Raw genomic sequence first — 22,293 nt, forward strand, 5'->3', positions numbered from 1 at the left:
CGCGAGCGTATCAGCAGTTGGATTCGCGCGGACTCCCCCTCACCCGAATGTGCGCCATGCGCACATTCGACCTCTCCCCGCGAGCGGGGAGAGGTGAAGGAAGAGGCCCTCACTTGTCGAGCCATGCGTCCTTGAAGCCGTCGTTGACCCCGATCCCCGTGGTGATCAGGTTCTTGACCTTGCAGCGCGTGATGGTCGGAAATTGCAGCTCGAGCATCCAGGCCACCGGCACGTCCTCGACCAGGATCTTCTGCGCCTGCTTGTAGATCTCCTTGCGTTTGGAGTCCGGTGTGGCGACCGCGCCGTCGGCGAACAGCTTGTCGATCTCCGGGTTCGAGTAGCCCTCGACGTTGTTGAACACCTGACCCTTGGCGATGGCGCTGGAGACGTAGTTGCGTCCCACCCCGAGCGCGGGATCGCCGTACTGGTAGAGATAGGTGAAGGCGATGTCGTAGTCCCAATCGCCGATCTTCTGGTTGCCGCCGGCGACGTCGGTGGCGATGGTCTCGATGGTCATGCCGACGTCCTGGAGGTTCTGCTTCACGGCTTCACCCCAGCGCTGCCAGGTCTCGCCATAGGCGAGCGGCAGCAGACGGATCTTCTCGCCCTTGTAGCCGGCTTCCTTCAGCAGCGCCTTGGCCTTGGCCGGGTCGTACGGATATTTCTTCACGTCGTCGGTGTAATATTTGATGGTCGAGGCGGACGGCCCGGTCGCGACCTTGCCGAGCCCGTTCCAGATCACGTCCCTGGCGAAGTCGCGGTCGATCGCGTACATGATCGCCTGCCGCACCCGCTTGTCGGCGAGCGGACCCTGGCGGTTGTTGAGCCACAGCCAGGCCAGCGGCGAGAAGAACTCCCAGCCGGCGCCGGTGACGCAGGTGTCCTTCAGCTTGGACAGCCGTGGCACGTCGAAATTCTCGACCGAGCCGCCGGGCAGCACGTCGACCTTGCCCGTTTCATACGCCACCGAGCGCGCCGCGGCGTCGGGAATGATCTGCCAGTAGATCTCGTCGAGATAGGGCTTGCCCTTCTCGTAATAGTTCGGGTTTTTCGCCAGGCGGATGAACGAGCCCTTCTGCCATTCCTTGAACATGAAGGGGCCGGTGCCCACAGGGGCGTTGTTGTAGGGATTGGTCTTCCAGTCGGTGCCTTCATAGAGATGCTTCGGCACCATCGGCATCGAGCCGACCTCGAAGATGCCGAGGAACGGGCCGAACGGCTGCTTCAGCGTGAACACCACGGTGTAATCGTCGGGTGCTTCGACCTTGTCGACCTGGGCGAGGTTGTTGCGGGCGCGCGCATGGGTCTGCTTCAGCATCTCGATGGAGAACAAGACGTCCGCAGCGGTGAAAGGCTTGCCGTCGTGCCAGGTCACGCCCTTCCGGAGCTTGAAGGTGTAGGTCTTGGCGTCCTCGCTGACGCTCCAGCTCTCGGCGAGCTCCGGCTGGGGTTCGAGCTTGGGGCTGTAGCGCAGCAGCCCCTCGAAGATGTTGCCCGACACCATCTGGGTCGGGCCGTTCTGCACCAGTGCCAGCATCAGGCCGGGCGGCTCGGGCTGGATCACGGCATTGACCGTTCCCCCCGTTTTCGGCTCTTGCGCAAGAACTGGCTCAAATGCCGGGGCCGCAAGGCCGCAAGCCAGGAGGAGACCAAGCAACACTCGTTTCGGCATGTCGTATCTTTCTCAAGCGCGGCCAGCCGAAAACGCTTCGCAACGTCCTCGCGCGCAAAGCTGTGGCCAGCCCATCCCAGTCCCCATCCGATGGCGAGGCTCACATAGTCTCGTTCAGCGCCGCAAGATGAAAGTCGCGACAGTATCAGCACAAAAAATGTACAGCGCGTCCTGTTTTCACTTGATTCATCGCGGCGTCATGGAGACAAGTCGGCCATGGACAATGCCAGCCGCTCCGAACGATCCCGTAACGCCGCGCTCGAGGCGGCCATCGCGATCATCGCGCGCGATGGGCCGGGCCGGTTGACGCTCGACGCGATCGCGCGCGAGAGCGGCCTCAGCAAGGGCGGCGTGATGCATCAGTTCCGCACCAAGGAGGCGGTGCTGAAGGCGTTGCTCGAGCGGCAGATGGCGCATTTCGAGGAGTTCTCGACGCGTTATATGGCGAAGGCGAGCGAGACCTCCGCGAATCCAAATCTGGCGACTCAGCTCGCGACCGTGCGGGAAGCTGCGACCTCGCCGAATTCCGCCGCGCTGGCGCTGGTTGCGGCCATGGTGGAGAACCCTCGCCTGATGGCGCTGCCGCGCGAGCGCGAGATGGAGCGGATGGCGGCGATCCGGGAAGAGGCCGCGGACCCGGATCTTGCGATGCTGCGCTGGGCCGGAGCGATGGGACTGCTGCTGAGCTCGCTGTTCGGTATGTCGCCGCTCGGCAAGGACGAGCACGAGCGGCTGTTCGCGCGCCTGCTCGACGACGCACAATGGAGCGGTCTCGCCCAACCGGTGGCAACGCGCGCCGCCAAATCCGGAGCGGCACCGGTCGCGAAGGCGGCAACCCGGCGCAAGCGCGCCTGATTCCTCGTTAGCGAAATCCAATCGTGACCTGCACAAAGCCGCCCTGCGGCCAAATGCGCCGGGCCTTCATTTTCGAATTTTACAAACCGTCTAGTCGGTTTTATAAATCCAGCACTGAGGCAGCCCGAAGCTTCCGAGACGGCCCCGGACGAAGCCGAGGGTTGGCAATGGTGAGCGCCGCAGCCGCGTCCGGTCCTTGACGCGGCTGCGGTCGCCATCGCCGTGGAGAGCGCTGAGAGGAGTCTGAGATGAATCGCTCGATCGCCATGCGCGGTCTGGGAACGCTGGTGTTTTGCGCTGGCATGGGTGGCTGTGCCTCGGTTGCTCCCGTGCCCTATTCGGAGATGGCGTCCTCGGCCTTCCTGGCCCCGGACAAATCGGATGCCTCCGGCCGCGTGCCCTACCGCTATTCGACGCCGGTCGACTGGCGCGCATACAATAAGGTGATCCTCGATCCCGTCGTGGTCTACCGCGGCAAGGACCATCAGTTCGGCGACATGTCCGACAAGGACAAAGCGACGCTCGCCGCCTACATGCAGAATTGTTTCGCCGACCGGCTGCGCAGCCGCTTCGCGCTGGCGCGCGAGCGCGGACCGAACACGCTGCGGGTCAGGCTGACGCTCACCGGCGCCGTCACCAACACGCCGGTGCTCGGCACGCTCTCGCGCTTCGACATGGCCGGTGCGGTCTACAACGGCGTGCAGGCCGCGCGCGACGGCGAGGGCATGATGACCGGCTCGGTCATCTACGGCGTCGAGATCTTCGACGCGACGAGCTCGCGGCTGCTCTCGGCCTATGTCACCAAGCAATACCCGGCTGCCTACGACATCAAGGCCACCACCGGCGCGCTCGCGGCCGCGACGGCCGGCCTCGACAAGGGCGCCGACGCGCTGATGGCGCAGCTGAACTGACGCCGCGATCCATTCAACGAAAGGTGCTGCCGATGAACATTCTCCTTCGCTTCCTGCTGCGCATTGCGATCACGATCGTGATGCTGGCGTTTGGCGGCCGAGCCGGCGCTGGTGCCCCGGCAGATCCGAGCGGCACATGGCTGGTCGAGGACGGCCGCGCCCGCATTCGCCTCGAGCGTTGCGGCCCCTCGCGCGACCGCCTCTGCGGCTTCATCGTCTGGATGAAGGAGCCGGCCGACAAGCGCGGCCAGCCCTATCGCGACACCCAGAATCCGGATCCGGACAAGCGCGCTCGTATGCTGCTCGGCCACCAGCTCATCATGGGCTTGCAGGCGACGCAGGAGGGTCGGTTTGCCGGCGACATCTATAATGCCGAGGACGGCAAATCCTATTCGGTCTCGGTGTGGCGCGAATCCGGCGATCGCCTCAAGTTGAAAGGCTGTCTCATCAAATTCCTGTGCCAGACCCAGACTTGGCAGCAGACCCTCGACGTGCTGCCCGGCCAGCTCGTCGGCCTGACCGGCGACCTCAATGGCCCGCGTGCCGACAAGGAGTGGGCGATGGTGCCGGCCCCGAGGCCGATAGCGGCGAAAGCGAAGTAGCCGTCAGGAGGTCCGCAGCGCCCGTCGCAATTCGTCGAGCGCCTCTGTGAGCTGCTCGCGGTGCGCGATGTCGTCCTTGGGGATGCCGGCGACGCTTCCGGCGAGTTCACGCAGGATGCCGGCGAGCAGGCCGAAATTGATGTGCAGATGCACCGATTTGCGTTCGTCGGCAGCTCCCGGATGCTGCAGCACCAGCGCAACGCCGCTGCCGTCGAGCCGCGCCTCGAACCGCGACGAATGCTCGAAAGTGCCGACATAAAACTTGTCGGGATATTCGAGCGCGACCTCTGCCTTGTCGGGAACCGGTCTGGACATGTGAGCCTCGTTGATACCGGTCGATTCTGGCCGGGAATAGAACGGGCCGCCTTGCGATAGGTCAGAGGCGGCATGCGGATTTGATCCGGATCAAAGTGAGGCCGCCGCTTTTGCGATCCAATGGCAACTGGCGGGCCCCGGCACTCCGCGTCGCGTTCCCTCGAGCCGGTGAGACGATCGATGGACTTGCAGGCCACGAATATCCCGGCGGTTGACGACAACGGACCTGATGTCGCCGGCCTCGAGCCACCGCCGGATGCGGGCGTGCAGCACTGCCTGCAATTGCTCGGCAATGCCGGCCTGCGCCCGACGCGCCAGCGTCTCGCGCTCGGCCATTTGCTGTTCCTGAACGGCCATCGTCATGTCACCGCCGAGAGCCTCTATGAAGAGGCGATCGCGGCGAACGCCGATCTGTCGCTGGCGACCGTCTACAACACGCTGAACCAGTTCACCGAGGCCGGCCTGCTCCGCCGGATCGCCGCCGACGGCATCAAGTCGTTCTTCGACACCGACACCTCGGTGCATCCGCACTTCTATCTCGAAGGCGAGGACATGCTGGTCGACGTTGCCGAAGGCCTCGTCTTCACTGGGATGCCCGAGGCGCTTCCCGGCCACGAGATCGCCCGGCTCGACGTCATCGTCCATCTGCGCCGCAAGCGGACGTAGCGCCACACTTCACCGCAACCCCGCGCGCCTGAATCCTTCGAGATAGTGCGCGCGATCGGCGTCGTTGGCCCAGGGCAGCTGCGTCGCGATCCAGTGCAGCGAGATGCCCGGCTGGGCCCGGCGCAACTCGCCCAGCGCCGCCTCCGCGAGCATGCCGTCGCCCGTCATGCCGGCCGAGACCGCGAGCACGCGGTAGGCGCCGGTGAGATCGCCGCGATGGCGGATCGCCTCGCGTGCGAGCGCGATGGCCTCGTCGTAATGGCGTTCGGTGAAGCGCGCATAGCCGGCGACGCCCTGATAAATCGCCAGCGAGGGATCGCGCGGCGACAGCCGGATCGCCCTCTGCGCGGCCTCGAACGCCTCCCTCGGCCGACCGGCATAGGACAGCGCCAGCGCGTAATAGCCCTGCGCCAGCGAGAAGTTCGGATTGAGCGCGAGCGCCCGCTCGAATTCGGACAGCGCGTCCGTAAGCCTGCGCGTCGAGAAATAGACGCTGCCAAGCGCGACATGCGCCCAGGCATCCTCATGGTCGCAGCGAACCGCGGCCAGCGCGGCGGCTTCCGCCACTGGGGCCACCGCGGTGAGATGGGACCAGCCGAGATGCGCGCCGAACATGTCATTGGCCGCCAGCAGCGACAGCGCCTGTCCGTAGTTCGGATCGATCGCGATCGCGCGTTCGAGCAGCGTCCGCGCGGCCTCGTGATCGCACCTCGTCACCTTCCAAAAATGCGACAGCGCCCGCATCAGGAGATCCCACGCGTCCAGGCTCGCGGGCCCCTTGCAGTGGGCGCGAAAACTCTCGGCCGCGTGAATCTGCGGCTCGATCGCCGCGGCAATCGCGTTGGTGATCTCGTCCTGGACGGCGAAGACGTCGACCAGCTCGCGGTCATAGCGCTCGGCCCACAGATGGCTGCCCGAATTGGCATCGTTGAGCTGTGCGGTGATGCGGACCCGGCTGCCCACCTTGCGCACGCTGCCTTCGACCACGTAGCGGACGCCGAGCTCCTCCGCGATCTGCCGGATGTGGACTGCGCGTCCCTTGTAGGTGAAGGACGAGTTGCGCGCGATCACCATGAACCAGCGCTGCTTCGACAGCGCGGTGAGGATGTCCTCGCTGATGCCGTCGCCGAAATAATCCTGTGCGGGGTCGCCGCTCATGTTCTCGAAGGCGAGCACCGCGACCGCCGGGCGGTCCGCCGCGCGCGGCAGAGCGAGCCTGGCTTCAGCCGGCACGATCGAGGCTGCCGCTTCTTCCCGGACTTCGCCGACGAAGCGAAAGCCCTTGCGCGGAATGGTCTTGATCAGCCGCTGTGTCGCGCCGTCGTCGCTGATCGCCTTGCGTGCGGCGTTGATCCGGCTGTTCAGCGCCGAATCCGAGATGATCCGGTCGCTCCAGATCTGGCTGATCAGGTCATCCTTGCTGACGACACGCGCACGTTGTGCGACGAGATAGAGCAAGAGATCGAATACTTGTGGCTGCAACGGCACGGCCGCCCCGCCGCAGGTGAGCTCCCGCAGGTCGCCGTCGAGCACGTTGTTTTCAAAGCAAAATCGCACGGCTTCATCATCTCAAGCAAAAATCAAAGTCGTCTCAGGCGAAAATCAATGGTCCGCGAAAGCCCCGGGCCCGTCCGGGGTGCATGGTGAAGCAACCAACGAAGTGCCGGCGTTCTGGCACAACGGAGCTGTTTCATGACCCAACTCGATCATCAGGTTCATTCGATTGGCCCGGGGGTTGCGGGCTTGCGGAGTTTCAAAATCATCGCCTTTTTGTACGGAATTGCGGCGTATCTCGTTTTTTTCGTCACCATTCTCTACGCCATCGGCTTCGTCACGGGTCTGGTGGTGCCCAAGACGATCGACAAGACCATCGACATTGGAACCCAGAGTTCGACGACCGAGGCCGTCATCATCAACCTGCTCCTGATGTCGATCTTCGCCGTTCAGCACAGCGTGATGGCGCGGCAGCAATTCAAGGCGTGGTGGACGCAGTTCGTCCCCAAGCCGGTCGAGCGAAGCACCTATGTGCTGCTGGCGAGCCTGTCATTGCTTCTCCTGTTCTGGCAGTGGCGTCCGTTGCCTGCGGTCATATGGAACGTCGAGAATCAGAATCTTGCCGTGACTCTGGTCACGCTGTCCTTCGCGGGCTGGGTCCTGGTGTTCACCAGCACCTACCTGATCAATCATTTCGAATTGTTCGGATTGCATCAGGTGACCAACCACCTGATCGGGAAGGAGACGCCGCCGCCGCGCTTCAAGACGCCACTGCTCTACAATTTCGTCCGCCATCCGATCTATCTCGGTTTCATCATTGCGTTCTGGGCGGCGCCGACCATGACCGCGGGCCATCTGCTGTTCGCGGCCGTCACCACGCTCTACATCTTCGTCGGCATTGCGCTGGAGGAGCACGACCTCGTCGCGCTCTTCGGCGACGAGTACCGGCAGTACAAACAACGGGTAGCGATGCTTATTCCCTGGCGCCGGTCACACTAACGCAGGCGCGGCGCCGCGCGTCCCCCGAACGGAGGACGTCCGGTCGCGTCGTGTGAGTTACGCAAGCCTCGCACGCGTCCGTCCCCTCAAAGTCCCCCGGGGTGATCTCCCCCTTCACCCCGACACCCTCTCCCCGCATCCCGCCTTCCCGAGCTATCGCGGAACAGGGGGCGGGGAGAGGATTTCTCCCCTTCATCAAACGGAGACGACCCAATGAAACATGTCGGAAACTGCTTTTGTGGCGCCGTGACGATCGAGGTCACGGGTGCCCCGGAGGCGATGGGCTATTGCCATTGCCGCTCCTGCCGGTCGTGGTCGGGTGGCCCGGTCAACGCCTTCAGCCTGTGGAAGCCCGAGGCGGTCCGCGTCAGCGAAGGTGCCGAGAATGTCGAGACCTTTGCCAAGACTCCGCTGAGCCAGCGCCAGTTTTGCAAGAAGTGCGGCGGTCATCTCATGACCAATCACCCGCCGCTCGGCCTCGTCGACGTTTTCACCGCCACCATCCCGACGCTCGCTTTCGCGCCCGGCGTTCACGTCAACTATGCCGAGACCGTGCTGCCGATGCGCGACGGCCTGCCCAAGCTGAAGGATTTTCCGGCCGAGTTCGGCGGCAGCGGCGAGATGATGCAGGAATAGCGGCGCCGGAATCATGAGGGCGGCGTTGCGCCGCCCTCATATTTTTCAAGGCAGAACGACGACGGACTAGCCGCCGCGCGATTCGACGACCTTGCGGCAGCTCTCCGAGAGCTTCGACTTGTTCTCGCGCAGGCAGGCATTCATCTGCGGCGGCTTGCCGATATGTTCGGCGCAGAACTTGCTGGCATCGCCGCGGCAGGCCATTTGCTCCTGAACCGATGGCCCGGATTGCGCAGACGCGGGCAGGGCGGCAGTGGCGAGCAGCAGCGCGGCAAGAACCGAAATCTTCATAAAGCACCTCTTTGGGATTGTCGTTGGTCCCGCCTGGGATCAAGCGGCCGGACGATCCCGCAAAGGCCGGGCGCCGGTCCATGCCATGTTCATGGCACCGGCCGGTCCTTGCAGCCGCGGTACCCCCATCTTCATGGCATGTATCCGCGCCCCGTCTTTTGTCATTCAGGCTGCACCTCGGCTGCGAAATCCGGTGATTGCATCGGGACGCCGAACGGGAAGCAGGAGAGCAAGAATGTCGAAGAGAGCTGGAGCGCTGAGCGCAAGGCTGACGGTCACGGCACTGACGGTCACGGCGCTCGCGGGTGCGGCGATGGTGTTGCTGGGCACGAGCCCGGCGCAGGCGGTGGTCTATTGCAAGACCGTCGGCGTACCCAAGGGTTGCGTGGTGCGGCCGACGGCGGCGGTGGTGGTCGCCCCGGGAGCGCCGGTCGCTGCGGCGGCGGTCGCAACGCCCGGCGTCGGCGCGCCTGGTGTCGGCGTCCGCGCGGGAACGCCGATGAATCGCGGCGGCCCGGTCAACCGCGTCGGCAGGCGCTGATATTTCCTTTGGATTGATTGCATTGCTTCGGGCCAACGGGGCCTGCGGATGAACACCCCCCGTCCTCCGCAGGCGGATTTACCCGGCCCGTCCCCTCTCTCCGTGCGCCCCACACGTTCGGGGAGGGGGCTTTTCAGCCCGCGGCTGCGTCGCTGTCGGGGAAACGCTGCGGCAATTGCAGCCGCACGCGCGTGCCGGAGGCATCCGAACTCAGATCGAGCGCCGCACCGCAGCGCGCGGCGCGGCTTCTCATGTTGCGCAGGCCGCGCGCGGTCTGGCCGTTGCGTCCGGCCTCGTTATTTTCGTTCGGTGCAAAGCCCTGGCCGTCGTCGGTCACGCTGATTACGCCGTACGGCCCCTGGCCTGCGTCGAGCGTGTCGATGGTGACCGCGATGCGGCGAGCCTGCGCGTGCTTGACCGCATTGGTCACGGCCTCGTCGAGGATGCGTACGATCTGGATGACGTGCCATGGCCGCAGTTCCGGATGCAGCGGCAGTCCCTGCGGCGTCGCCACGCGCCAGTCCAGCGTGATGTCGTGCGGCCGCAATTGCGCGCTCGCGCGTTCGCGCCAGGAGCCGAGGGCGAGCATCAGGTCGCCGCCGATGTCGTCCATGGAATCGATGACGAGACGCAGATCCTTCAACGCGGCACGGGCAGCGTCGGTGATGGTCGCGCCCTCATGGCCACGCTCGGAGAGCGCGACGATGCTGACGAGCTGGCCGCCGAGGCCGTCATGCAGGTCGCGCATCAGGCGCGTGCGCTCGTTGGCAAGGGCGGCGGCGCGTGCGCGCTCCTCCTCGCGGGCAAAGCTCGCCTTCAGCCGCTCCTCGGCCTCCCGCACGCGCGTCACGAGCTGGCCGGCAAAGCTGTCGACCTGGTTCAAGGCGCGGGCGAAGCGCCAGGTCAGCCCGGCGCCGATCGCGACCAGCATCGCCGAATAGGACAGGCGGGAGACGAAGATGCGTTCGTTGCTCACGATCTCGAAGACCGTGAGCATGTCCTTGATCCAGCAGACCAGCACGATGGTCACGGCGCACCCGATCATGAAGCTTGCCGCATCCTGCCGCCGCACCACGGCGGTCGCGGTGACGCAAGCCATCACGAAAAGGCAAAGCCCGACCGTTGGGATGCCGAGCACCAGAAACAGGATGCGCGGCAGCGGCGGGCCGCCGATCAGCCCGACCACGAACACGACGATTCCCGGCGCGAACACCAGCGTGCCGTAGCGAGGCCAGCGCCAGCCGAAGAACAGCACGCCGAACATCACGACCAGCGCGCTCTCGATCGGCGCGGACGCCAGCAGCACGGCGGCGAGCCGCGACGTGGCGGCCGGCGGCACCGGCGGAGGCGCGAACGCCTGCACCACGCCGAGCACCATCGCGGTCGCCAGCACGCCATAAACCGGCTCGCGGCGCCGCATCAGCCACATGATCGCGAGGATGACGGCCAGGATCGACTGCCATGCCGAGAACACCACCGGCAGGGTGACGAACAGCAGGGTGCGCGTCTCATAGGCCGGGCGCAAGGCGACATCCGGCCCGACATAGACGGTGTCGAGAAAGCCCTTGAGCGGTCCCCACACGAACAGCCGCACCGTGATCTCGTTGCTGCCATCGCGCAGCAGCGAGGCGGGGATGGCTGCGATCTCAGGCGTGTTGCGGTCGGGCCGGTTGGCATTGGCATCGCGCCGGGAGTCGAGCACGACGACGCCGTTGACGGCAACCTCCACCGCGTTGCTGAAGCGTGGCAGGTACACCGACCAGCCCGCGGCTGCATCGTCGCGCCGGAAAGAGAAGGCGCCGGCGTAGAACGGCGGGTCGGCCAGGGAATAGCGCGACGACGTGAAATGCGGCAGCGTCACGGGGCGGGTCAGGCCGTCTTCGCGGGCCGAAAAATCGCTCACCGCGAAGTCTTCGGGGTCGCTCGGCTGCAGCAGCCGCAGCCCGAGGATGGTGACGATCACGATCAGGACCTGGAGCAGCAGATAGGGCACGAGGCGCGAGGCGATCAGCTGGCGCCGCGGTCGCGTCGGTGCCGTCGTCGTTGCCTTGGTAGTTGCCTTTGTAATTGCCTTGGCCGGAATCTCGCTCACAGCTTGATCAGGCCCTGCTGCACCGCCTCGAACACCGCTTCGCTGCGCGTGTGCACCTCGAGCTTGCGGTAGATGTTCTTGATATGGCCGGGCACGGTCTGCTTGGACAGGCCGAGATGGCTCGCGATCTCGGCATAGCTGAAGCCTTTTGCGATGCCCCAGAGGATGTCGATCTCGCGCGGCGTCAGCTTCGCGGTGTTGAGCACGGGCCCGGGCGGCGGCTCTGCCGAGTTCTGCGCGGCGCCTTGCGTTCTGCGCACGATGAAGCGGGCGATCGAGGCCGAGATCGGCGAATGGCCGGCGACCAGATCGCGCACGGTGGTGGCGATGTCGGTTGGGAAGGCGTCCTTGAGCAGATAGCCGGTGGCGCCGACGGTGATCGCGGAGATCACGCTTTCCTCGTCTCCGAGCGCCGAGATCACCATGATCTCGGTGTCGGGGAAGCGCTGCCTCATCTCGCGGATCAGCTCGATGCCGTGGCCGTCGGGCAGCCGCAGATCGGTCAGCAGCACGCGGGGCGCGCCGCCGGCGAGCGCGGCACGGGCTTCGCCGAGCGTGCCGGCGCTGCGCACCTCGTAGCCCGCCTTGACCAGCGCGTCCTGGAGCCGCCAGCAGGTCGGTGCGTCGTCCTCGACGAGGAGGATGGTGATGATTTCACCCGTCTCGCCCTGTTCGGTCATGATCATGGTCCCGCACCCGCGTGTCCCCCGCGGCGCAAGGACAAGTTTAGCCGGTGAGGGGATGCCGTGACACCCATAATCATGGGGGCGGGAGCGACGGTCCCCCGGGTCAGCGCGGGTCGAAATGAGAGAACGTATCCTTGCTCAGAAGGACATCGACACGGTGCACGCTGGCCGCTTCGGCCAGGATGGCGTTCATTCGCGTCACGTCGCGAAAGATGTCGCCGCCGCCGCCCTCCACGTGGGCCTGGCGTCCCGCCAGATCGGGAAACGCTTCGAAGATGCCAAAGCTCGTCTGTGAAAAGCGAACGGCGAACCAGGGGCCGGTTGCGGGTTCGTCTTCGACGCATGCGCGAATGTCGCGCAACATCTGCACGACGGCCTCCTCCTGGCCAGGGCGGGCTTCGATCTGAATGAAGAACGCCTTGCGGCCTTCAGGGCCTTGCTCTCCCAGCACCTGCACGCCCTTGTGGGGAGCGGGCGAGCTGGTCGAGGTCTGCGATGAGGGCAATTGGGTCATGGGCGCGGCTCCTGGGTTAATGCGCCCTCTGTAGGATATCGCCTGCCGCGCGAGGTGCCGGAACGTCGGCATTCCTTGCCTAATCGTCCAGGTCGGCTTTCAGGTCAGCTTTACTTCGCGGATCGTCATGGCCAGAATTGCCGCCATGTCGCACGATCTGAAGCAGGCCATCCTGCGCTACACCGGAGAGCACAAGCGAGCGGAGGGCGTCACCGTCACGCCCGTCCACGGCCTGTACCTGGTCAGGCACACGGCACCGAGCGAATTGGAGCACACCTTGGCGCACCCATTAGTGTGCCTGGTCTTGCAGGGTTGCAAGCGAGTGACCACGGGCAGGGGCGTGTCATCCTATGCTGCGGGGTCGACGATGATCGTCACGAGCAGCCGGCCGGAGGCGACTCGAATCAGCAAGGCGAGTCCCGCCGTTCCCTACCTGGCGATCGCACTGGACCTCGATCCCACCGTGGTCACGGATCTGATCACGAGGGCACCCGAATTCCATTCATCGCGAGCCGCGCCTGAGACAAGCGAGGAGCTGCGCGATGCCTTCCGTCGGCTGGTGCTGCTGTTGGATCGGCCACAACCACTCGCGATGCTGAAGGATGGTCTGATCCGGGAAATTCACTATTGGCTGCTGCTTGGCCGCCAGGGCGCCGCCATCCGCAACCTGGGTCTGTCCGACAGCCACGCGCAACGCATCGCACGCGCCGTGGCGATGCTGCGCACCGACCACGCCCGGCCCGTGCAGGTCGAGCGCCTGGCGGCGGCGGCTGGCATGAGCCGCTCGGCGTTTCACCAGCATTTTCGTGCCATCACGTCGCTGTCGCCGCTGCAGTTTCAGAAACATCTCAGGTTGATCGAGGCGAGACGCTTGATTTTGGAGGGGAAGACCTTGAGCCAGGTGGCCTTCAAGGTGGGCTACGTCAGCCCCTCGCAGTTCAGCCGCGAATACACCCGCATGTACGGGCAGCCGCCCAGCGTGGACAAGAAGGCCGCATCTGACCAGTGGAGAAAACACGACGCTGGCGAGGCGGTCGCGGCGCGATTGGGCTGACCGCCCAATCTTGCAAAGCCGTGGATTCACACCCCGGCCGGCTCACGACAGATCGACCCGCGGCGGCGGATAGCGGCGCGCCAGCATCGACAGCGACAGACGCCGTTCGTCCTCCGGCAGCTCCAGATAGGCCAGCACGAGCGGCCGCTTCCAGTCGCCGATACCGAAATCCATCGCCCTCCATTTCTGCGGCTCGGGGCCTTCGAGACCCCGGACCCAGACGAAATAGCGGGGAAGGTCGTCGGCGTCCGTCGTGCGTGTCCTGGCCATCAAACTGTCCGCGGCATCGGGTCGGTTGCTACCGGATATAGGGATTGGCGTGGCGAAGTCGAAGCCTCGGGAGAGCGTAATCTCTCCTCCTCGTCATTGCGAGGAGCCCTTGCGGCGAAGCAAACCAGACCGTCTCCGCAGACGCATTCCTGGATTGCTTCGCTGCGTTCGCCACGACGATGTGGAGGCACGCGGGCTAAGAGGGGCCAAGAACATGGTTCTCGGCCGGAGCGCGGCCAGCCCGAACGCGCCGTTGCGGGGTTGAAAAATTCTGCTTGACCGAAATTCGGAAATATCGTGTGTCGCGTTCATCCTGGCCCATGGACAAGGGGCGTTTCGCGATCAGCCCTGTCCGCTGCTTCTGCCGATCAGCGCCACAAGTCGCAGGTCGCCACGCGATTGATGTCGGCGAGGCGCCGCGCGGCATCTCCGTGCAGATCGAGGCTCTCGACCAGCGTCAGCAGGCGACGATAGGCGCCGTCGGCGACCTCGACCGGAAGCGGCGCCTCGTCAAAGGCCTCGACATAGCTGCCGACGATGCCGCTGAGCAGGCGGCACAGGCCGCGCTGCGCGGGATCGCGCCGGCCGAGCGTCTCGAGCTTGTGCTGGAAGGTCTGAAAAGTCCGCAAACCGTGGTGCTGTTGCGAAAGCCACGCGTGCAGGTCGTTCATATGAGCTCCTTCGATTAACGGAAGAAGCTACCGGTGTATACAGGTGGGATGTGACGATGGGAAGGGGAGCTGTGTCGAGACAGTCCGTCTTCGCCAAGAGGCTACGCCGGACACGCTTGGCCCTTCACCTTCAGCGTGGCTGCGCCACGCGTAGCCCGAAGGGCGAAGCGTGGTGCCCCTGGCCGGAATCGAACCAGCACTCCTTGCGGAACTCGATTTTGAGTCGAGCGCGTCTACCAGTTCCGCCACAGGGGCCCTCGGTCGGCCCTGGAAGGGAGCGTCGCGAAGCCGGCGGACTATAGCCATGGACAAAGCGGGGTCAACCCGCGCCAAAGTGATGTCCGCCGTTCTCGACAGCCGCATGGACCGGAGCTAGAGGCTTAAGGGCGCGACCCCCAGGAAAGAGGCTGCCGTGACGACCCAGAGTGCCGCCATACCTGCATTCAAGCCGGCTGCCGGCGGCCCCGCGCTGACGGCCTCGCTGCTCGTCACGCTGATCGCGGCCGTGACCATCGCGGGCGCCTGGTTCTTCCAGCTCGTGCTGGAGATCCTGCCCTGTCCGCTCTGCCTCGAGCAGCGCTACGCCTATTACCTCGTGATTCCCCTCGGTGCGCTCGCGGCGCTTGCCGCGCGAAGCGGCGCGCCGCGGCCGCTGCTGCTGGCGGGGCTCGCAATCCTCGCGCTCGCGACGCTCGCCAATGCCGGGCTCGGCACCTACCATTCCGGCGTCGAATGGGGATTCTGGAAGGGGCCGACCGATTGCACGGGTCCCGTCGTCAACCTCGGCAACGCCGGCGATCTCTTTTCGCGGCTCGATACCGTGAAGGTGGTGCGCTGCGACGAGGTGGAATGGCGCTTCCTCGGTCTCTCGCTCGCCGGCTACAACGTGCTGATCTCGCTGTTGATGGCCGCGATCGCCGCGTGGGGATTTGTGCGGACCGCGCAGCGCTGAAGCTCAATCGTCGACGTCGTCTTGCGTGCGTCCGAACAGGTGCACGATGCCTGGCGTTGCGATCGTCACGAACACGAAACGCGACAAATGATGGGCGCCGACGAAGATGGGGTCGATGTGCAAGGTCAGCGCCAGCGCCAGCATGGCATCCATCGCGCCCGGCGCGAAGGCGACCACGACGTCGGAGAATTTGACCTGCGTGGTAAGCGCAATGATGCCGACGAAAATGGCGGAGACGGCGATCGCGACCGTGAATGAGCCCAGCGCCGCGCTGAGGTGACCGGCAAGGGTCTTGATCCGCATCCGCGCGAAACGGCTGCCGATCAGGGCGCCGATCCCGACCAGCGCGACGCCGCGCACCCAGTCCGGCAGGCCGCCCTCGACCCAGCCCGCGCCATGCAGCACGCTGGAGGCGATCATGGCGCCGAACATCCAGCTCGCCGGAAACCTGATCAGCCGCAGGACCAGCGCCATTACAAGTGAGGCCGCGGCCAGCTCCACGAGGTCGAGCGGCGAGGCAATGATCGACGTCGTCAGCGACGGCGCGGCGGAGGGGGCGACGCCCGCGAGCGCGAGCACGATCGGCAGCGCGGCGGTAAGGATGATGACGCGCATGGTCTGCACCACCGCGATGCCCGGCAGGTCGGCACCCCGCTCGACCGCCAGGATCGTGATCTGCGACAGGGCGCCGGGGCTGCCGGCCAGGAAGGCCGAGGTGCGGTCCCAGCCATGGATGCGCTGGAGGTAATAGCTCGAGCCGAAGGTCGAGCAGAAGGTCGCGAGCGCAAGCAACCCGATGGTGAGGGGATAGGCACTGAGCTGCTGCAGCAGATGGCGCGAGACCACCGAGCCCAGCGAAATCCCGAGCAGCACCAGCACGGTCTGGGTCAGGAGCGGCGGCAGCGACAATTGGCGGCCGGCGATGGCAGCGATGCCGACCGCGATCATCGAGCCCGAGATCAGCCCGCCCGGCAGCCCGGCGAAGAGAAACACCAGGCCTCCGGCGGTGCCGATGACGAGCGTCTCCGCCGTGCTCAAGAGCTTGGCGCGGCTCGGCCATTCGAACGGCAGGGAGGCGGTGATCTGCTTCACGCCGCCTTATCGCAAATCGGCGCGAGGCGCACAATTGCAGGCTCGTCATGCCGCAATGCGTGCGCCTCGCGCCGGCGCGCGTGGAGGGTCGCGAGGGTTACTTCTTGTCGGCGGCAGGGGCGGCGGGCGCGGCGGTGCCGGACCTCGCTTCCTTCTTGCACTCGCGACGGAATTTCTTGCGCTCCTTGCCCTTCAGGCCCTTGGCGTCCGCCTGCTTGGAGCACTCGATCGACTCGGCCGTGCGCTCCTTCGTCGCCTTCGCGGCCTCTGTCTTCACATCGGTCTTCACATCGGTCTTGGCCGCCGGCGCGGTGGTCTGCGCGAAGGCGGTGCCGGTGACGAGCAGGGAGGCGAGGGCGACGGCGGCGAGGCGGGAGGCGAGGGTCATGGTGTTGCACTCTATCTTGCGAGAATTGCGAGGGATTGCGAACGTCGGCTCGGATTGCTGAACGCGACATGAATAATCTGAACGAGGCCGTCACTATATTTTGGCGGCAGCAGTCGTCGCATCCTTGTCGCAAGCAGCCGACACGCTAGGATAGCAAGTGTTATTTTGCTCCCCGTCGGGAGAAGACCAAGGAGGAGACCCAGGGATGACCATTCAATCAAGATGGCTGTGCGCGGTTGCGTTGTCGGGATTTGCGGCGCTCGCGCTGTCGGCACCGGCGCAGGCGCTGACCTCGCAGGAATGCAGCGCGAAATACCAGGCTGCCAAGAAGGACGGCTCGCTCGGCACGATGAAGTGGAATGACTTCCGCAAGGCCCAGTGCGGTGCGGATGCGACGCCGGCCGCCGCGCCGACTGCGGCTGCGCCCGCTGCTCCGGCCGCTCCCACTGAACCGAAGCAGGCGAAGAAGGAGGCGGCCCCCGCCGCCGCGCCGACCCTGCCGGCCGGTCCCGCGATCTATCCGAACGCGGTCGATCCGAAATACGCCAAGGAGACCCCCGGCAAGGCGCGGATGCACACCTGCGTCGACCAGTACAATGCCAACAAGACCACCAACGGCAATGGCGGCTTGAAGTGGATCCAGAAGGGCGGCGGCTACTACAGCGAATGCACCAAGAAGCTGAAGGGCGCCGCCTGAGTTTCGACATGACGCGATGGCCGGAGCAAAGCTCCGGCCATCTTGCTTAGTCCAGCAGCTTCTCGGCCGATTTCGCCACCAGCTGCGATCGCTTGCGCGGGCCGCGCTCGACGAACAACAGGCTCTGGCCGAAGATGAAGCAGTAGAACAGGAAGGCCTGTGCCTCGGCCGCCTCGGTGTCGAGCCCGGTCGCGCGATAGAGCTCGGCCACGTGCTTGAGCCGCGCGGCATCGACACCCGCCACCGCCGCCGCGGCGGTCTCGTCCGAGCGGGCCCATTGCCGGATCGCGAGCTCGATCGCCATGGCTTCCGGATTGAGCCGCTCCGAATAGAGCTGGATCACCGCCTTCAGCCGTTCGCGGGGCTCCTCGCCGTCGAGGCGCGTCTGCTGCGCGATCGACGCGGCGCGGCCCTCGCGCCAGCGCTGCAGCATGGCCTCGAGCAGCGCTGCGCGGTCGGCGAAGCGGCGGTAGAAGCCGCCCTTGGTGACGCCGAGATGCTTGGCGAGCACCTCGACCCTGACGCCCTCGATCCCCGAGCGGGCGAGCTCGGCAAACCCAGCCTCGACCCAGACGTCGCCCCTGCCGTCGCTCATGAAGTAGGCCTCTCGGATTCTTGATACGGTGCCGTATTGCTAACCCGTCGCCACCCTGATACGCTACCGTATCAAAATCAAAAGTCGCACGAGGGCAGGGAATGGCGATGGAGCAGGAGGCAACCTATCGCGGGACGGTCTATCCGTGGCAGTGCGATCACGTCGGCCACATGAACATCATGTGGTATGTCGGCAAGTTCGACGAGGCCAACTGGAATCTGTTCGCGCGCCTCGGACTGACGCCGAGCTACTTGCGGTCCTCCGGCCGCGGCATGGCCGCCGTGCAGCAGAACATCACCTACCGGCGCGAGCTGGTCGCCGGCGACATCGTCGAGATCCGCAGCCATCTGCTCGAGGTTCGCGACAAGTCGATCCGCTTCCGGCATGACATGACGAACGCCGAGACCGGCGAGATCGCCGCGATTTGCGAGATCACCGGCGTGCACATGGACCGGAGCCAGCGCAAATCGGCGCCGTTCACCGATGCCGTCCGCGAGACCGCCTTGCGGCATCTCGCCGAGCCGGCCGAGGCTTGAACCATGGCTGCGTTCGAGCCGAAGAACCCGGGCTATCGGGCAGCGGCCATCGCCATGTTCGATGCCCAGCCGGCGATGCACACCCTCGGCATCGTGATTGTCCGCCTTGCACCGGGCGAGGTCGAGCTGGCGATGCTGCATTCGCCTGCATTCACCCAGCAGAACGGCTTTGTTCACGCCGGCATCATCACCGCCGGGCTGGACAACGCCTGCGGCGCTGCCGCCTTCACCCTGATGCCGCGCGAGGCGGATATCCTCACCGTGGAGTTCAAGACCACGCTGCTGGCGCCGGCCCGGGGCGAGCGCTTCGTGTTCAAGGCCGAGGTCGTCAAGCCCGGCCGCACGCTGACCTTCTGCGAGGCCAGGGCATTCGCCGAGCATGACGGCAAGACCACGCCGATCGCCACGATGACCGCGACATTGATGGCGATGCTTCCGCGCATTGCTGCCTCGCCCGCGCCGGCCCCGTCCGGCGCATAGCCGCAATTGACAAGCCTGCCGGCCCATCCCTTCATGCGGCGGTCATGCTTGCAAGTCTCGGCCTCATCCTGCTGTGCCAATTGATCGGCGAAGCCGTCGTGCGCGGCCTCGGCCTGCCCCTGCCGGGCCCCGTGCTCGGCCTGCTGCTGCTCCTGGTCCTGCTGCTCGTGCGCGACCGGGTTGCGTTGATCGCGCGCGGGCCGCTCGGCGGCGACGGCGTGGAGACGACAAGCAAGGGCCTGCTTGCCCATCTCTCGCTGCTGTTCGTGCCGGCCGGCGTCGGCGTGGTGCAGAAGCTCGATCTCCTCGCGGCCCACGGCATCGCCATCGTTCTGGTGCTCGCCCTCTCCGTGGTCGTCACGCTGCTTGCGACCGTGCTGACCTTTCGGCTGGTCAGCCGCCTGTTGAAGCAGCAGGACGCGCCATGAGCGACAATCCGTTCTCGCTGTGGGTCTATCTCTCGCAGTCGCCGCTGCTCTGGCTGACCGTGACGCTGCTGGTCTATGCGGCCACGGACGCGGTGTCGCTGGCGACGCGGCGCCATCCGCTGGCCAATCCCGTGCTGCATGCGATGTGGATCATCGGCGCGTTCCTGCTGCTGACCGGCACCTCCTACACGACCTATTTTGCCGGCGCGCAATTCGTGCATTTCCTGCTCGGGCCTGCAACCGTCGCGCTCGCCGTGCCGCTCTACGAGAACCGCAAGCGCGTGGTCGCCTCCATCGTGCCGATGCTGTTGGCGTTGGTCGCGGGCTCGGTCACCGCCGTGGTGTCGGTGGTGCTGCTGGCCGAGCTTGCCGGCCTTCCCCGCGAGGTGGTGCTGTCGCTGGCGCCGAAATCGGTCACCGCGGGCGTTGCCATGGGCATCGCCGAATCCCTGCATGCCGATCCCTCGCTGGCGGCCGTCGCGGTGATCCTCACAGGCATCATGGGCGCCATCATCGTGACGCCGCTGATGAACCGCACCGGCATCACCGATTACCGTGCCCGCGGATTCGCGGCCGGCCTTGCGGCCCATGGCATCGGGACCGCGCGCGCGTTCCAGGTCGACGAGATCGCGGGCGTGTTTTCGGGTATCGCCATGAGCTTGAACGCCTTGGTGACCTCGTTCCTGGTCCCCCTGGCCGTCGCGCTGCTGGTGCGATGACATCGCCGCCGCGACACTCTATATGACCTGTAACAATTCCCAGTCCCGAACCGTATCGACGGAGATGGGACCGAAACGGGACGAGATATGGCCGGATTCAAGAACAAGGCATTTGAGCCGACGCGGCGCACGGCTCTGACGCTGATCGGGGCGAGCGCCCTTGCGGCGGGCGGGATCAACTCTGCGCTGGCAGCCGCTGGTGACGACGAGGTGTTGACCGAAGCCAAGGTGCTGCGCGATCCCGATACGCCCGTCGCCGGCAATCCCGATGGCAACATCACCATCGTCGAATGGTCTGATTATAATTGCCCCTATTGCCGCAAGCTCGAGCCCGAGCTGCGCCAGGTCGTTCAGGACGACGGCAAGGTGCGACTGGTGATGAAGGATTGGCCGATCCTCGGGCCGGTCTCGGTCACGGCGGCGCGGTCCGCGCTCGCGGCGAAATTCCAGGACAAGTATCATAAGGCCCATGACGCCATGATGGGCGTCAGCTCGCGCCTGACCGAGTCGCGCATCAACGAGCTGCTGGCGGCGGCCGGCGTCGACATGGACCGCCTGAAACGCGATCTTGCCGGCCGGGGCAGCGACATCGATGCGCTGCTCAAGCGCAACAACGAGCAGGCCGAGGCCTTCGGCTTCAACGGCACCCCGTCTTTCATCGTCGGCAAGTACCGTGTGCCCGGTGTGCTCAGCATGGCCGAGTTCGAGCAGGTCATCGCCGATGCCCGCAAGGCCAAGATGAACTGACGCGCACGGCGTCGATCGGCGCCGACACGTCGACCGCAGCCAACACAAAGGCGCCGCCGCGGTGTTCGCGACGGCGCCTTGTTCATGATACGGCGTCGTTACTTCGACGAGATCCGGACCCAGTCCTTGTGCGCGCGATCGCGCAGCGCATCCCAATCCGCCTTCGCCACGTCCCAGTTCACGATGGTGCGATTGGTGGTCGCGACCTGGCCGTTGGCGACGGACGACGTCTGCATGGAATCATAGACGTAGACGCCGCCCGCGAGCAGCAACGCGCCCAAAATCATTCCTAAAAACGTCTGCATTTGCGAACCTCCGGTGACGGGCGATAACGTCGGTGGGGCTGGACGGTTCCGTGCTGGTCCAGGGGGAGTTCGGCCCGGATCGGCCCTACGGGGCGTGGATTAACGGAAGCAGGTTGGCTATATTTGAAATCAATGACGAACGATGCATCCGCAAGCCTGATCGACAAGCTCGGTCGCAAGTACCTCTGGTGGCGACCGGTCGACGGATTGCCATTCTCCGAGGATCGCGTCGTCGCGCAGATCATGAACTTCGGCACATACGACGATATTCTCCAGCTGGAGGCCGCGCTGGGTACCGCCCGTCTCTCAGACATCATGCTTCACGCCGAGCCGGGTTGGTTCAGCGATCGCTCCTGGGAATTTTGGCGCGGGCGCCTTTCCCTCGCAACGGGGACCGAGCTGCCGGACAAGGCGCCACGAAGAGCCTTCGATGCAGCAACGTTTTGAGCCGAAACTGTCGATCTTGCCTGCCGCTCAACGCGAAATTTGGCCCCTGCTTGTCCCTTCACGGAAGTTGCAGCTTGTCCTCTACGGCGGAACTGCCGTTGCCCTTCAATTGGGGCACCGAGAGTCGCTCGATTTCGACTTCTTCTGCTCTGCTCCATAAGGACGAAGTCCGTGCGCAATTCGACTTCGTCAAGGGTGCGGTCATCCTTCATGATGCGCCCAATACACTGGTTGTCTCGACCACCATGCCCTCAGGCTCAGTGAAAGTCTCATTCTTCGGACGCATCGGCTTCGGTCGCATCAACGACCCGATGCAAGTGGCTGATGGCACCATGTTTGTAGCATCGCTTGAGGACTTGCTGGCCGCCAAGCTCAAGGCGACGCTCGACCGCGCCGAAGCCAAGGACTATCGGGACATGGCTGAAATGATCTCCGCGGGTGTGTCGTTGCCGCGCGGAATCTCGGCATTCCGGGAGATGTTTGGCGGCGAACCAGCGCAAGTGCTGCGCGCAATAGGTTTCTTCGAAGATGGAGATCTTCGAGCTCTGAGGGCGAGCGATCGCCGGATCCTGCGGGAGGCCCGAGATCGCGTAGGGGCGTTACCCGATGTGTCTCTCAAGCAGGGCTTATTGTGATGA

Annotated in this window: 31 protein-coding genes and 1 tRNA gene; 18 read left to right on the forward strand and 14 right to left on the reverse strand. The window is 65.3% G+C overall.

Annotation, left to right across the window (positions count from 1 at the left end; translation table 11 throughout):
• Positions 1-109: 109 nt before the first annotated feature.
• The gene (locus AC0WRY_RS04150) at positions 110-1,672 is read right to left on the reverse strand and encodes an ABC transporter substrate-binding protein (RefSeq protein ID WP_194405800.1); all 1,563 of its coding nucleotides are present in this window, start codon (positions 1,670-1,672) and stop codon (positions 110-112) included.
• A 216-nt stretch (positions 1,673-1,888) separates the two neighbouring features.
• Between AC0WRY_RS04150 and AC0WRY_RS04155 the strand changes: the two genes are divergently transcribed.
• The 3 genes from AC0WRY_RS04155 (at position 1,889) to AC0WRY_RS04165 (ending at position 4,040) form a co-directional block, all read left to right on the forward strand.
• The gene (locus AC0WRY_RS04155; RefSeq protein WP_194405801.1) at positions 1,889-2,527 is read left to right on the forward strand and encodes a TetR/AcrR family transcriptional regulator; all 639 of its coding nucleotides are present in this window, start codon (positions 1,889-1,891) and stop codon (positions 2,525-2,527) included.
• Between the two features lie 248 nt (positions 2,528-2,775).
• Entirely contained in the window at positions 2,776-3,438 is a 663-nt protein-coding gene (locus AC0WRY_RS04160; protein WP_194405802.1) for a DUF3313 domain-containing protein, read from the forward strand.
• A 32-nt stretch (positions 3,439-3,470) separates the two neighbouring features.
• Complete coding sequence (locus AC0WRY_RS04165) at positions 3,471-4,040, forward strand: DUF2147 domain-containing protein (protein ID WP_194405803.1); 570 nt, start codon at positions 3,471-3,473, stop codon at positions 4,038-4,040.
• 3 nt (positions 4,041-4,043) lie between these two features.
• Here the strand turns inward: AC0WRY_RS04165 and AC0WRY_RS04170 are convergent, their stop codons facing one another.
• Positions 4,044-4,355, reverse strand: a complete 312-nt coding sequence (locus AC0WRY_RS04170) for a hypothetical protein (protein ID WP_491122702.1) — start codon at positions 4,353-4,355, stop codon at positions 4,044-4,046.
• A 180-nt stretch (positions 4,356-4,535) separates the two neighbouring features.
• On the opposite strand from AC0WRY_RS04170, the gene irr reads away from it, so the two are divergent.
• Positions 4,536-5,021 carry a Fur family transcriptional regulator Irr gene (gene irr / locus AC0WRY_RS04175; protein ID WP_194405805.1) on the forward strand — a complete coding sequence of 162 codons (486 nt, stop codon included), beginning with the start codon at positions 4,536-4,538 and terminating at the stop codon, positions 5,019-5,021.
• A gap of 9 nt (positions 5,022-5,030) precedes the next feature.
• Here the strand turns inward: irr and AC0WRY_RS04180 are convergent, their stop codons facing one another.
• Complete coding sequence (locus AC0WRY_RS04180; protein WP_194405806.1) at positions 5,031-6,578, reverse strand: winged helix-turn-helix domain-containing tetratricopeptide repeat protein; 1,548 nt, start codon at positions 6,576-6,578, stop codon at positions 5,031-5,033.
• Between the two features lie 135 nt (positions 6,579-6,713).
• On the opposite strand from AC0WRY_RS04180, the gene mddA reads away from it, so the two are divergent.
• Complete coding sequence (mddA, locus tag AC0WRY_RS04185; RefSeq protein ID WP_194405807.1) at positions 6,714-7,514, forward strand: methanethiol S-methyltransferase; 801 nt, start codon at positions 6,714-6,716, stop codon at positions 7,512-7,514.
• 213 nt (positions 7,515-7,727) lie between these two features.
• Positions 7,728-8,150: a GFA family protein gene (locus AC0WRY_RS04190; protein WP_491122703.1), complete on the forward strand. Its 423-nt coding sequence runs from the start codon at positions 7,728-7,730 to the stop codon at positions 8,148-8,150.
• A 66-nt stretch (positions 8,151-8,216) separates the two neighbouring features.
• Here AC0WRY_RS04190 and AC0WRY_RS04195 read toward each other — a convergent pair whose 3' ends face one another.
• Positions 8,217-8,441: a hypothetical protein gene (locus AC0WRY_RS04195; RefSeq protein ID WP_194405809.1), complete on the reverse strand. Its 225-nt coding sequence runs from the start codon at positions 8,439-8,441 to the stop codon at positions 8,217-8,219.
• Positions 8,442-8,676: 235 nt separating this feature from the next.
• On the opposite strand from AC0WRY_RS04195, the gene AC0WRY_RS04200 reads away from it, so the two are divergent.
• Entirely contained in the window at positions 8,677-8,982 is a 306-nt protein-coding gene (locus tag AC0WRY_RS04200; RefSeq protein ID WP_491122704.1) for a hypothetical protein, read from the forward strand.
• A gap of 133 nt (positions 8,983-9,115) precedes the next feature.
• Here the strand turns inward: AC0WRY_RS04200 and AC0WRY_RS04205 are convergent, their stop codons facing one another.
• The 3 genes from AC0WRY_RS04205 to AC0WRY_RS04215 all read right to left on the reverse strand — a co-directional run bounded on the left by AC0WRY_RS04205 (position 9,116) and on the right by AC0WRY_RS04215 (position 12,274).
• On the reverse strand, positions 9,116-11,074 hold the full coding sequence (locus tag AC0WRY_RS04205) for a sensor histidine kinase (protein WP_491122705.1): 1,959 nt from the start codon (positions 11,072-11,074) through the stop codon (positions 9,116-9,118).
• The gene (locus tag AC0WRY_RS04210) at positions 11,071-11,754 is read right to left on the reverse strand and encodes a response regulator transcription factor (RefSeq protein ID WP_194408158.1); all 684 of its coding nucleotides are present in this window, start codon (positions 11,752-11,754) and stop codon (positions 11,071-11,073) included. Before AC0WRY_RS04210 ends, AC0WRY_RS04205 begins: the two co-directional genes overlap by 4 nt.
• A gap of 109 nt (positions 11,755-11,863) precedes the next feature.
• On the reverse strand, positions 11,864-12,274 hold the full coding sequence (locus tag AC0WRY_RS04215; RefSeq protein WP_194405811.1) for a putative quinol monooxygenase: 411 nt from the start codon (positions 12,272-12,274) through the stop codon (positions 11,864-11,866).
• A 127-nt stretch (positions 12,275-12,401) separates the two neighbouring features.
• On the opposite strand from AC0WRY_RS04215, the gene AC0WRY_RS04220 reads away from it, so the two are divergent.
• The gene (locus AC0WRY_RS04220) at positions 12,402-13,328 is read left to right on the forward strand and encodes an AraC family transcriptional regulator (protein ID WP_491122706.1); all 927 of its coding nucleotides are present in this window, start codon (positions 12,402-12,404) and stop codon (positions 13,326-13,328) included.
• Between the two features lie 42 nt (positions 13,329-13,370).
• Here the strand turns inward: AC0WRY_RS04220 and AC0WRY_RS04225 are convergent, their stop codons facing one another.
• The 3 genes from AC0WRY_RS04225 to AC0WRY_RS04235 all read right to left on the reverse strand — a co-directional run bounded on the left by AC0WRY_RS04225 (position 13,371) and on the right by AC0WRY_RS04235 (position 14,524).
• Positions 13,371-13,598: a hypothetical protein gene (locus tag AC0WRY_RS04225; protein WP_194405812.1), complete on the reverse strand. Its 228-nt coding sequence runs from the start codon at positions 13,596-13,598 to the stop codon at positions 13,371-13,373.
• A gap of 368 nt (positions 13,599-13,966) precedes the next feature.
• Complete coding sequence (locus AC0WRY_RS04230) at positions 13,967-14,269, reverse strand: hypothetical protein (RefSeq protein ID WP_194405813.1); 303 nt, start codon at positions 14,267-14,269, stop codon at positions 13,967-13,969.
• 170 nt (positions 14,270-14,439) lie between these two features.
• A tRNA-Leu gene (locus AC0WRY_RS04235) sits at positions 14,440-14,524 on the reverse strand.
• A 157-nt stretch (positions 14,525-14,681) separates the two neighbouring features.
• Between AC0WRY_RS04235 and AC0WRY_RS04240 the strand changes: the two genes are divergently transcribed.
• Positions 14,682-15,221: a disulfide bond formation protein B gene (locus AC0WRY_RS04240; RefSeq protein ID WP_491122707.1), complete on the forward strand. Its 540-nt coding sequence runs from the start codon at positions 14,682-14,684 to the stop codon at positions 15,219-15,221.
• Positions 15,222-15,224: 3 nt separating this feature from the next.
• Here AC0WRY_RS04240 and AC0WRY_RS04245 read toward each other — a convergent pair whose 3' ends face one another.
• Together AC0WRY_RS04245 and AC0WRY_RS04250 are read right to left on the reverse strand one after the other, a co-directional pair.
• A complete protein-coding gene (locus AC0WRY_RS04245; RefSeq protein WP_491122708.1) occupies positions 15,225-16,313 on the reverse strand; it encodes an AbrB family transcriptional regulator in 1,089 nt (362 codons plus the stop codon).
• A 97-nt stretch (positions 16,314-16,410) separates the two neighbouring features.
• Entirely contained in the window at positions 16,411-16,701 is a 291-nt protein-coding gene (locus AC0WRY_RS04250; protein ID WP_194405816.1) for a PsiF family protein, read from the reverse strand.
• 205 nt (positions 16,702-16,906) lie between these two features.
• Between AC0WRY_RS04250 and AC0WRY_RS04255 the strand changes: the two genes are divergently transcribed.
• Complete coding sequence (locus tag AC0WRY_RS04255; RefSeq protein ID WP_194405817.1) at positions 16,907-17,398, forward strand: hypothetical protein; 492 nt, start codon at positions 16,907-16,909, stop codon at positions 17,396-17,398.
• A gap of 46 nt (positions 17,399-17,444) precedes the next feature.
• Here the strand turns inward: AC0WRY_RS04255 and AC0WRY_RS04260 are convergent, their stop codons facing one another.
• A complete protein-coding gene (locus AC0WRY_RS04260) occupies positions 17,445-17,993 on the reverse strand; it encodes a TetR/AcrR family transcriptional regulator (protein WP_491122709.1) in 549 nt (182 codons plus the stop codon).
• 107 nt (positions 17,994-18,100) lie between these two features.
• Between AC0WRY_RS04260 and AC0WRY_RS04265 the strand changes: the two genes are divergently transcribed.
• The 5 genes from AC0WRY_RS04265 to AC0WRY_RS04285 all read left to right on the forward strand — a co-directional run bounded on the left by AC0WRY_RS04265 (position 18,101) and on the right by AC0WRY_RS04285 (position 20,903).
• Positions 18,101-18,529 (forward strand): acyl-CoA thioesterase, encoded by a 429-nt coding sequence (locus AC0WRY_RS04265; protein ID WP_491123541.1) that lies wholly within the window; start codon positions 18,101-18,103, stop codon positions 18,527-18,529.
• Positions 18,530-18,532: 3 nt separating this feature from the next.
• A complete protein-coding gene (locus AC0WRY_RS04270; RefSeq protein ID WP_194405819.1) occupies positions 18,533-19,009 on the forward strand; it encodes a PaaI family thioesterase in 477 nt (158 codons plus the stop codon).
• Between the two features lie 44 nt (positions 19,010-19,053).
• Positions 19,054-19,437, forward strand: a complete 384-nt coding sequence (locus AC0WRY_RS04275; RefSeq protein WP_194405820.1) for a CidA/LrgA family protein — start codon at positions 19,054-19,056, stop codon at positions 19,435-19,437.
• On the forward strand, positions 19,434-20,156 hold the full coding sequence (locus AC0WRY_RS04280) for an LrgB family protein (RefSeq protein ID WP_491122710.1): 723 nt from the start codon (positions 19,434-19,436) through the stop codon (positions 20,154-20,156). Before AC0WRY_RS04275 ends, AC0WRY_RS04280 begins: the two co-directional genes overlap by 4 nt.
• 87 nt (positions 20,157-20,243) lie before the next feature.
• Complete coding sequence (locus AC0WRY_RS04285; RefSeq protein ID WP_194405822.1) at positions 20,244-20,903, forward strand: DsbA family protein; 660 nt, start codon at positions 20,244-20,246, stop codon at positions 20,901-20,903.
• Between the two features lie 98 nt (positions 20,904-21,001).
• Here the strand turns inward: AC0WRY_RS04285 and AC0WRY_RS04290 are convergent, their stop codons facing one another.
• Positions 21,002-21,208, reverse strand: coding sequence for a hypothetical protein (locus AC0WRY_RS04290; RefSeq protein ID WP_194405823.1), 207 nt, complete (start codon positions 21,206-21,208; stop codon positions 21,002-21,004).
• A gap of 132 nt (positions 21,209-21,340) precedes the next feature.
• Here AC0WRY_RS04290 and AC0WRY_RS04295 point away from each other — a divergent pair, with 132 nt between their 5' ends.
• The 3 genes from AC0WRY_RS04295 to AC0WRY_RS04305 are packed head-to-tail and all read left to right on the forward strand — an operon-like array spanning position 21,341 to position 22,290.
• Positions 21,341-21,655, forward strand: coding sequence for a hypothetical protein (locus AC0WRY_RS04295; RefSeq protein WP_491122711.1), 315 nt, complete (start codon positions 21,341-21,343; stop codon positions 21,653-21,655).
• Complete coding sequence (locus AC0WRY_RS04300) at positions 21,639-21,815, forward strand: nucleotidyl transferase AbiEii/AbiGii toxin family protein (protein WP_491122712.1); 177 nt, start codon at positions 21,639-21,641, stop codon at positions 21,813-21,815. Before AC0WRY_RS04295 ends, AC0WRY_RS04300 begins: the two co-directional genes overlap by 17 nt.
• Entirely contained in the window at positions 21,730-22,290 is a 561-nt protein-coding gene (locus tag AC0WRY_RS04305; protein ID WP_491122713.1) for a nucleotidyl transferase AbiEii/AbiGii toxin family protein, read from the forward strand. Before AC0WRY_RS04300 ends, AC0WRY_RS04305 begins: the two co-directional genes overlap by 86 nt.
• Positions 22,291-22,293: the final 3 nt, after the last annotated feature.

It is taken from the genome of Bradyrhizobium sp. T-12 (assembly GCF_058314695.1).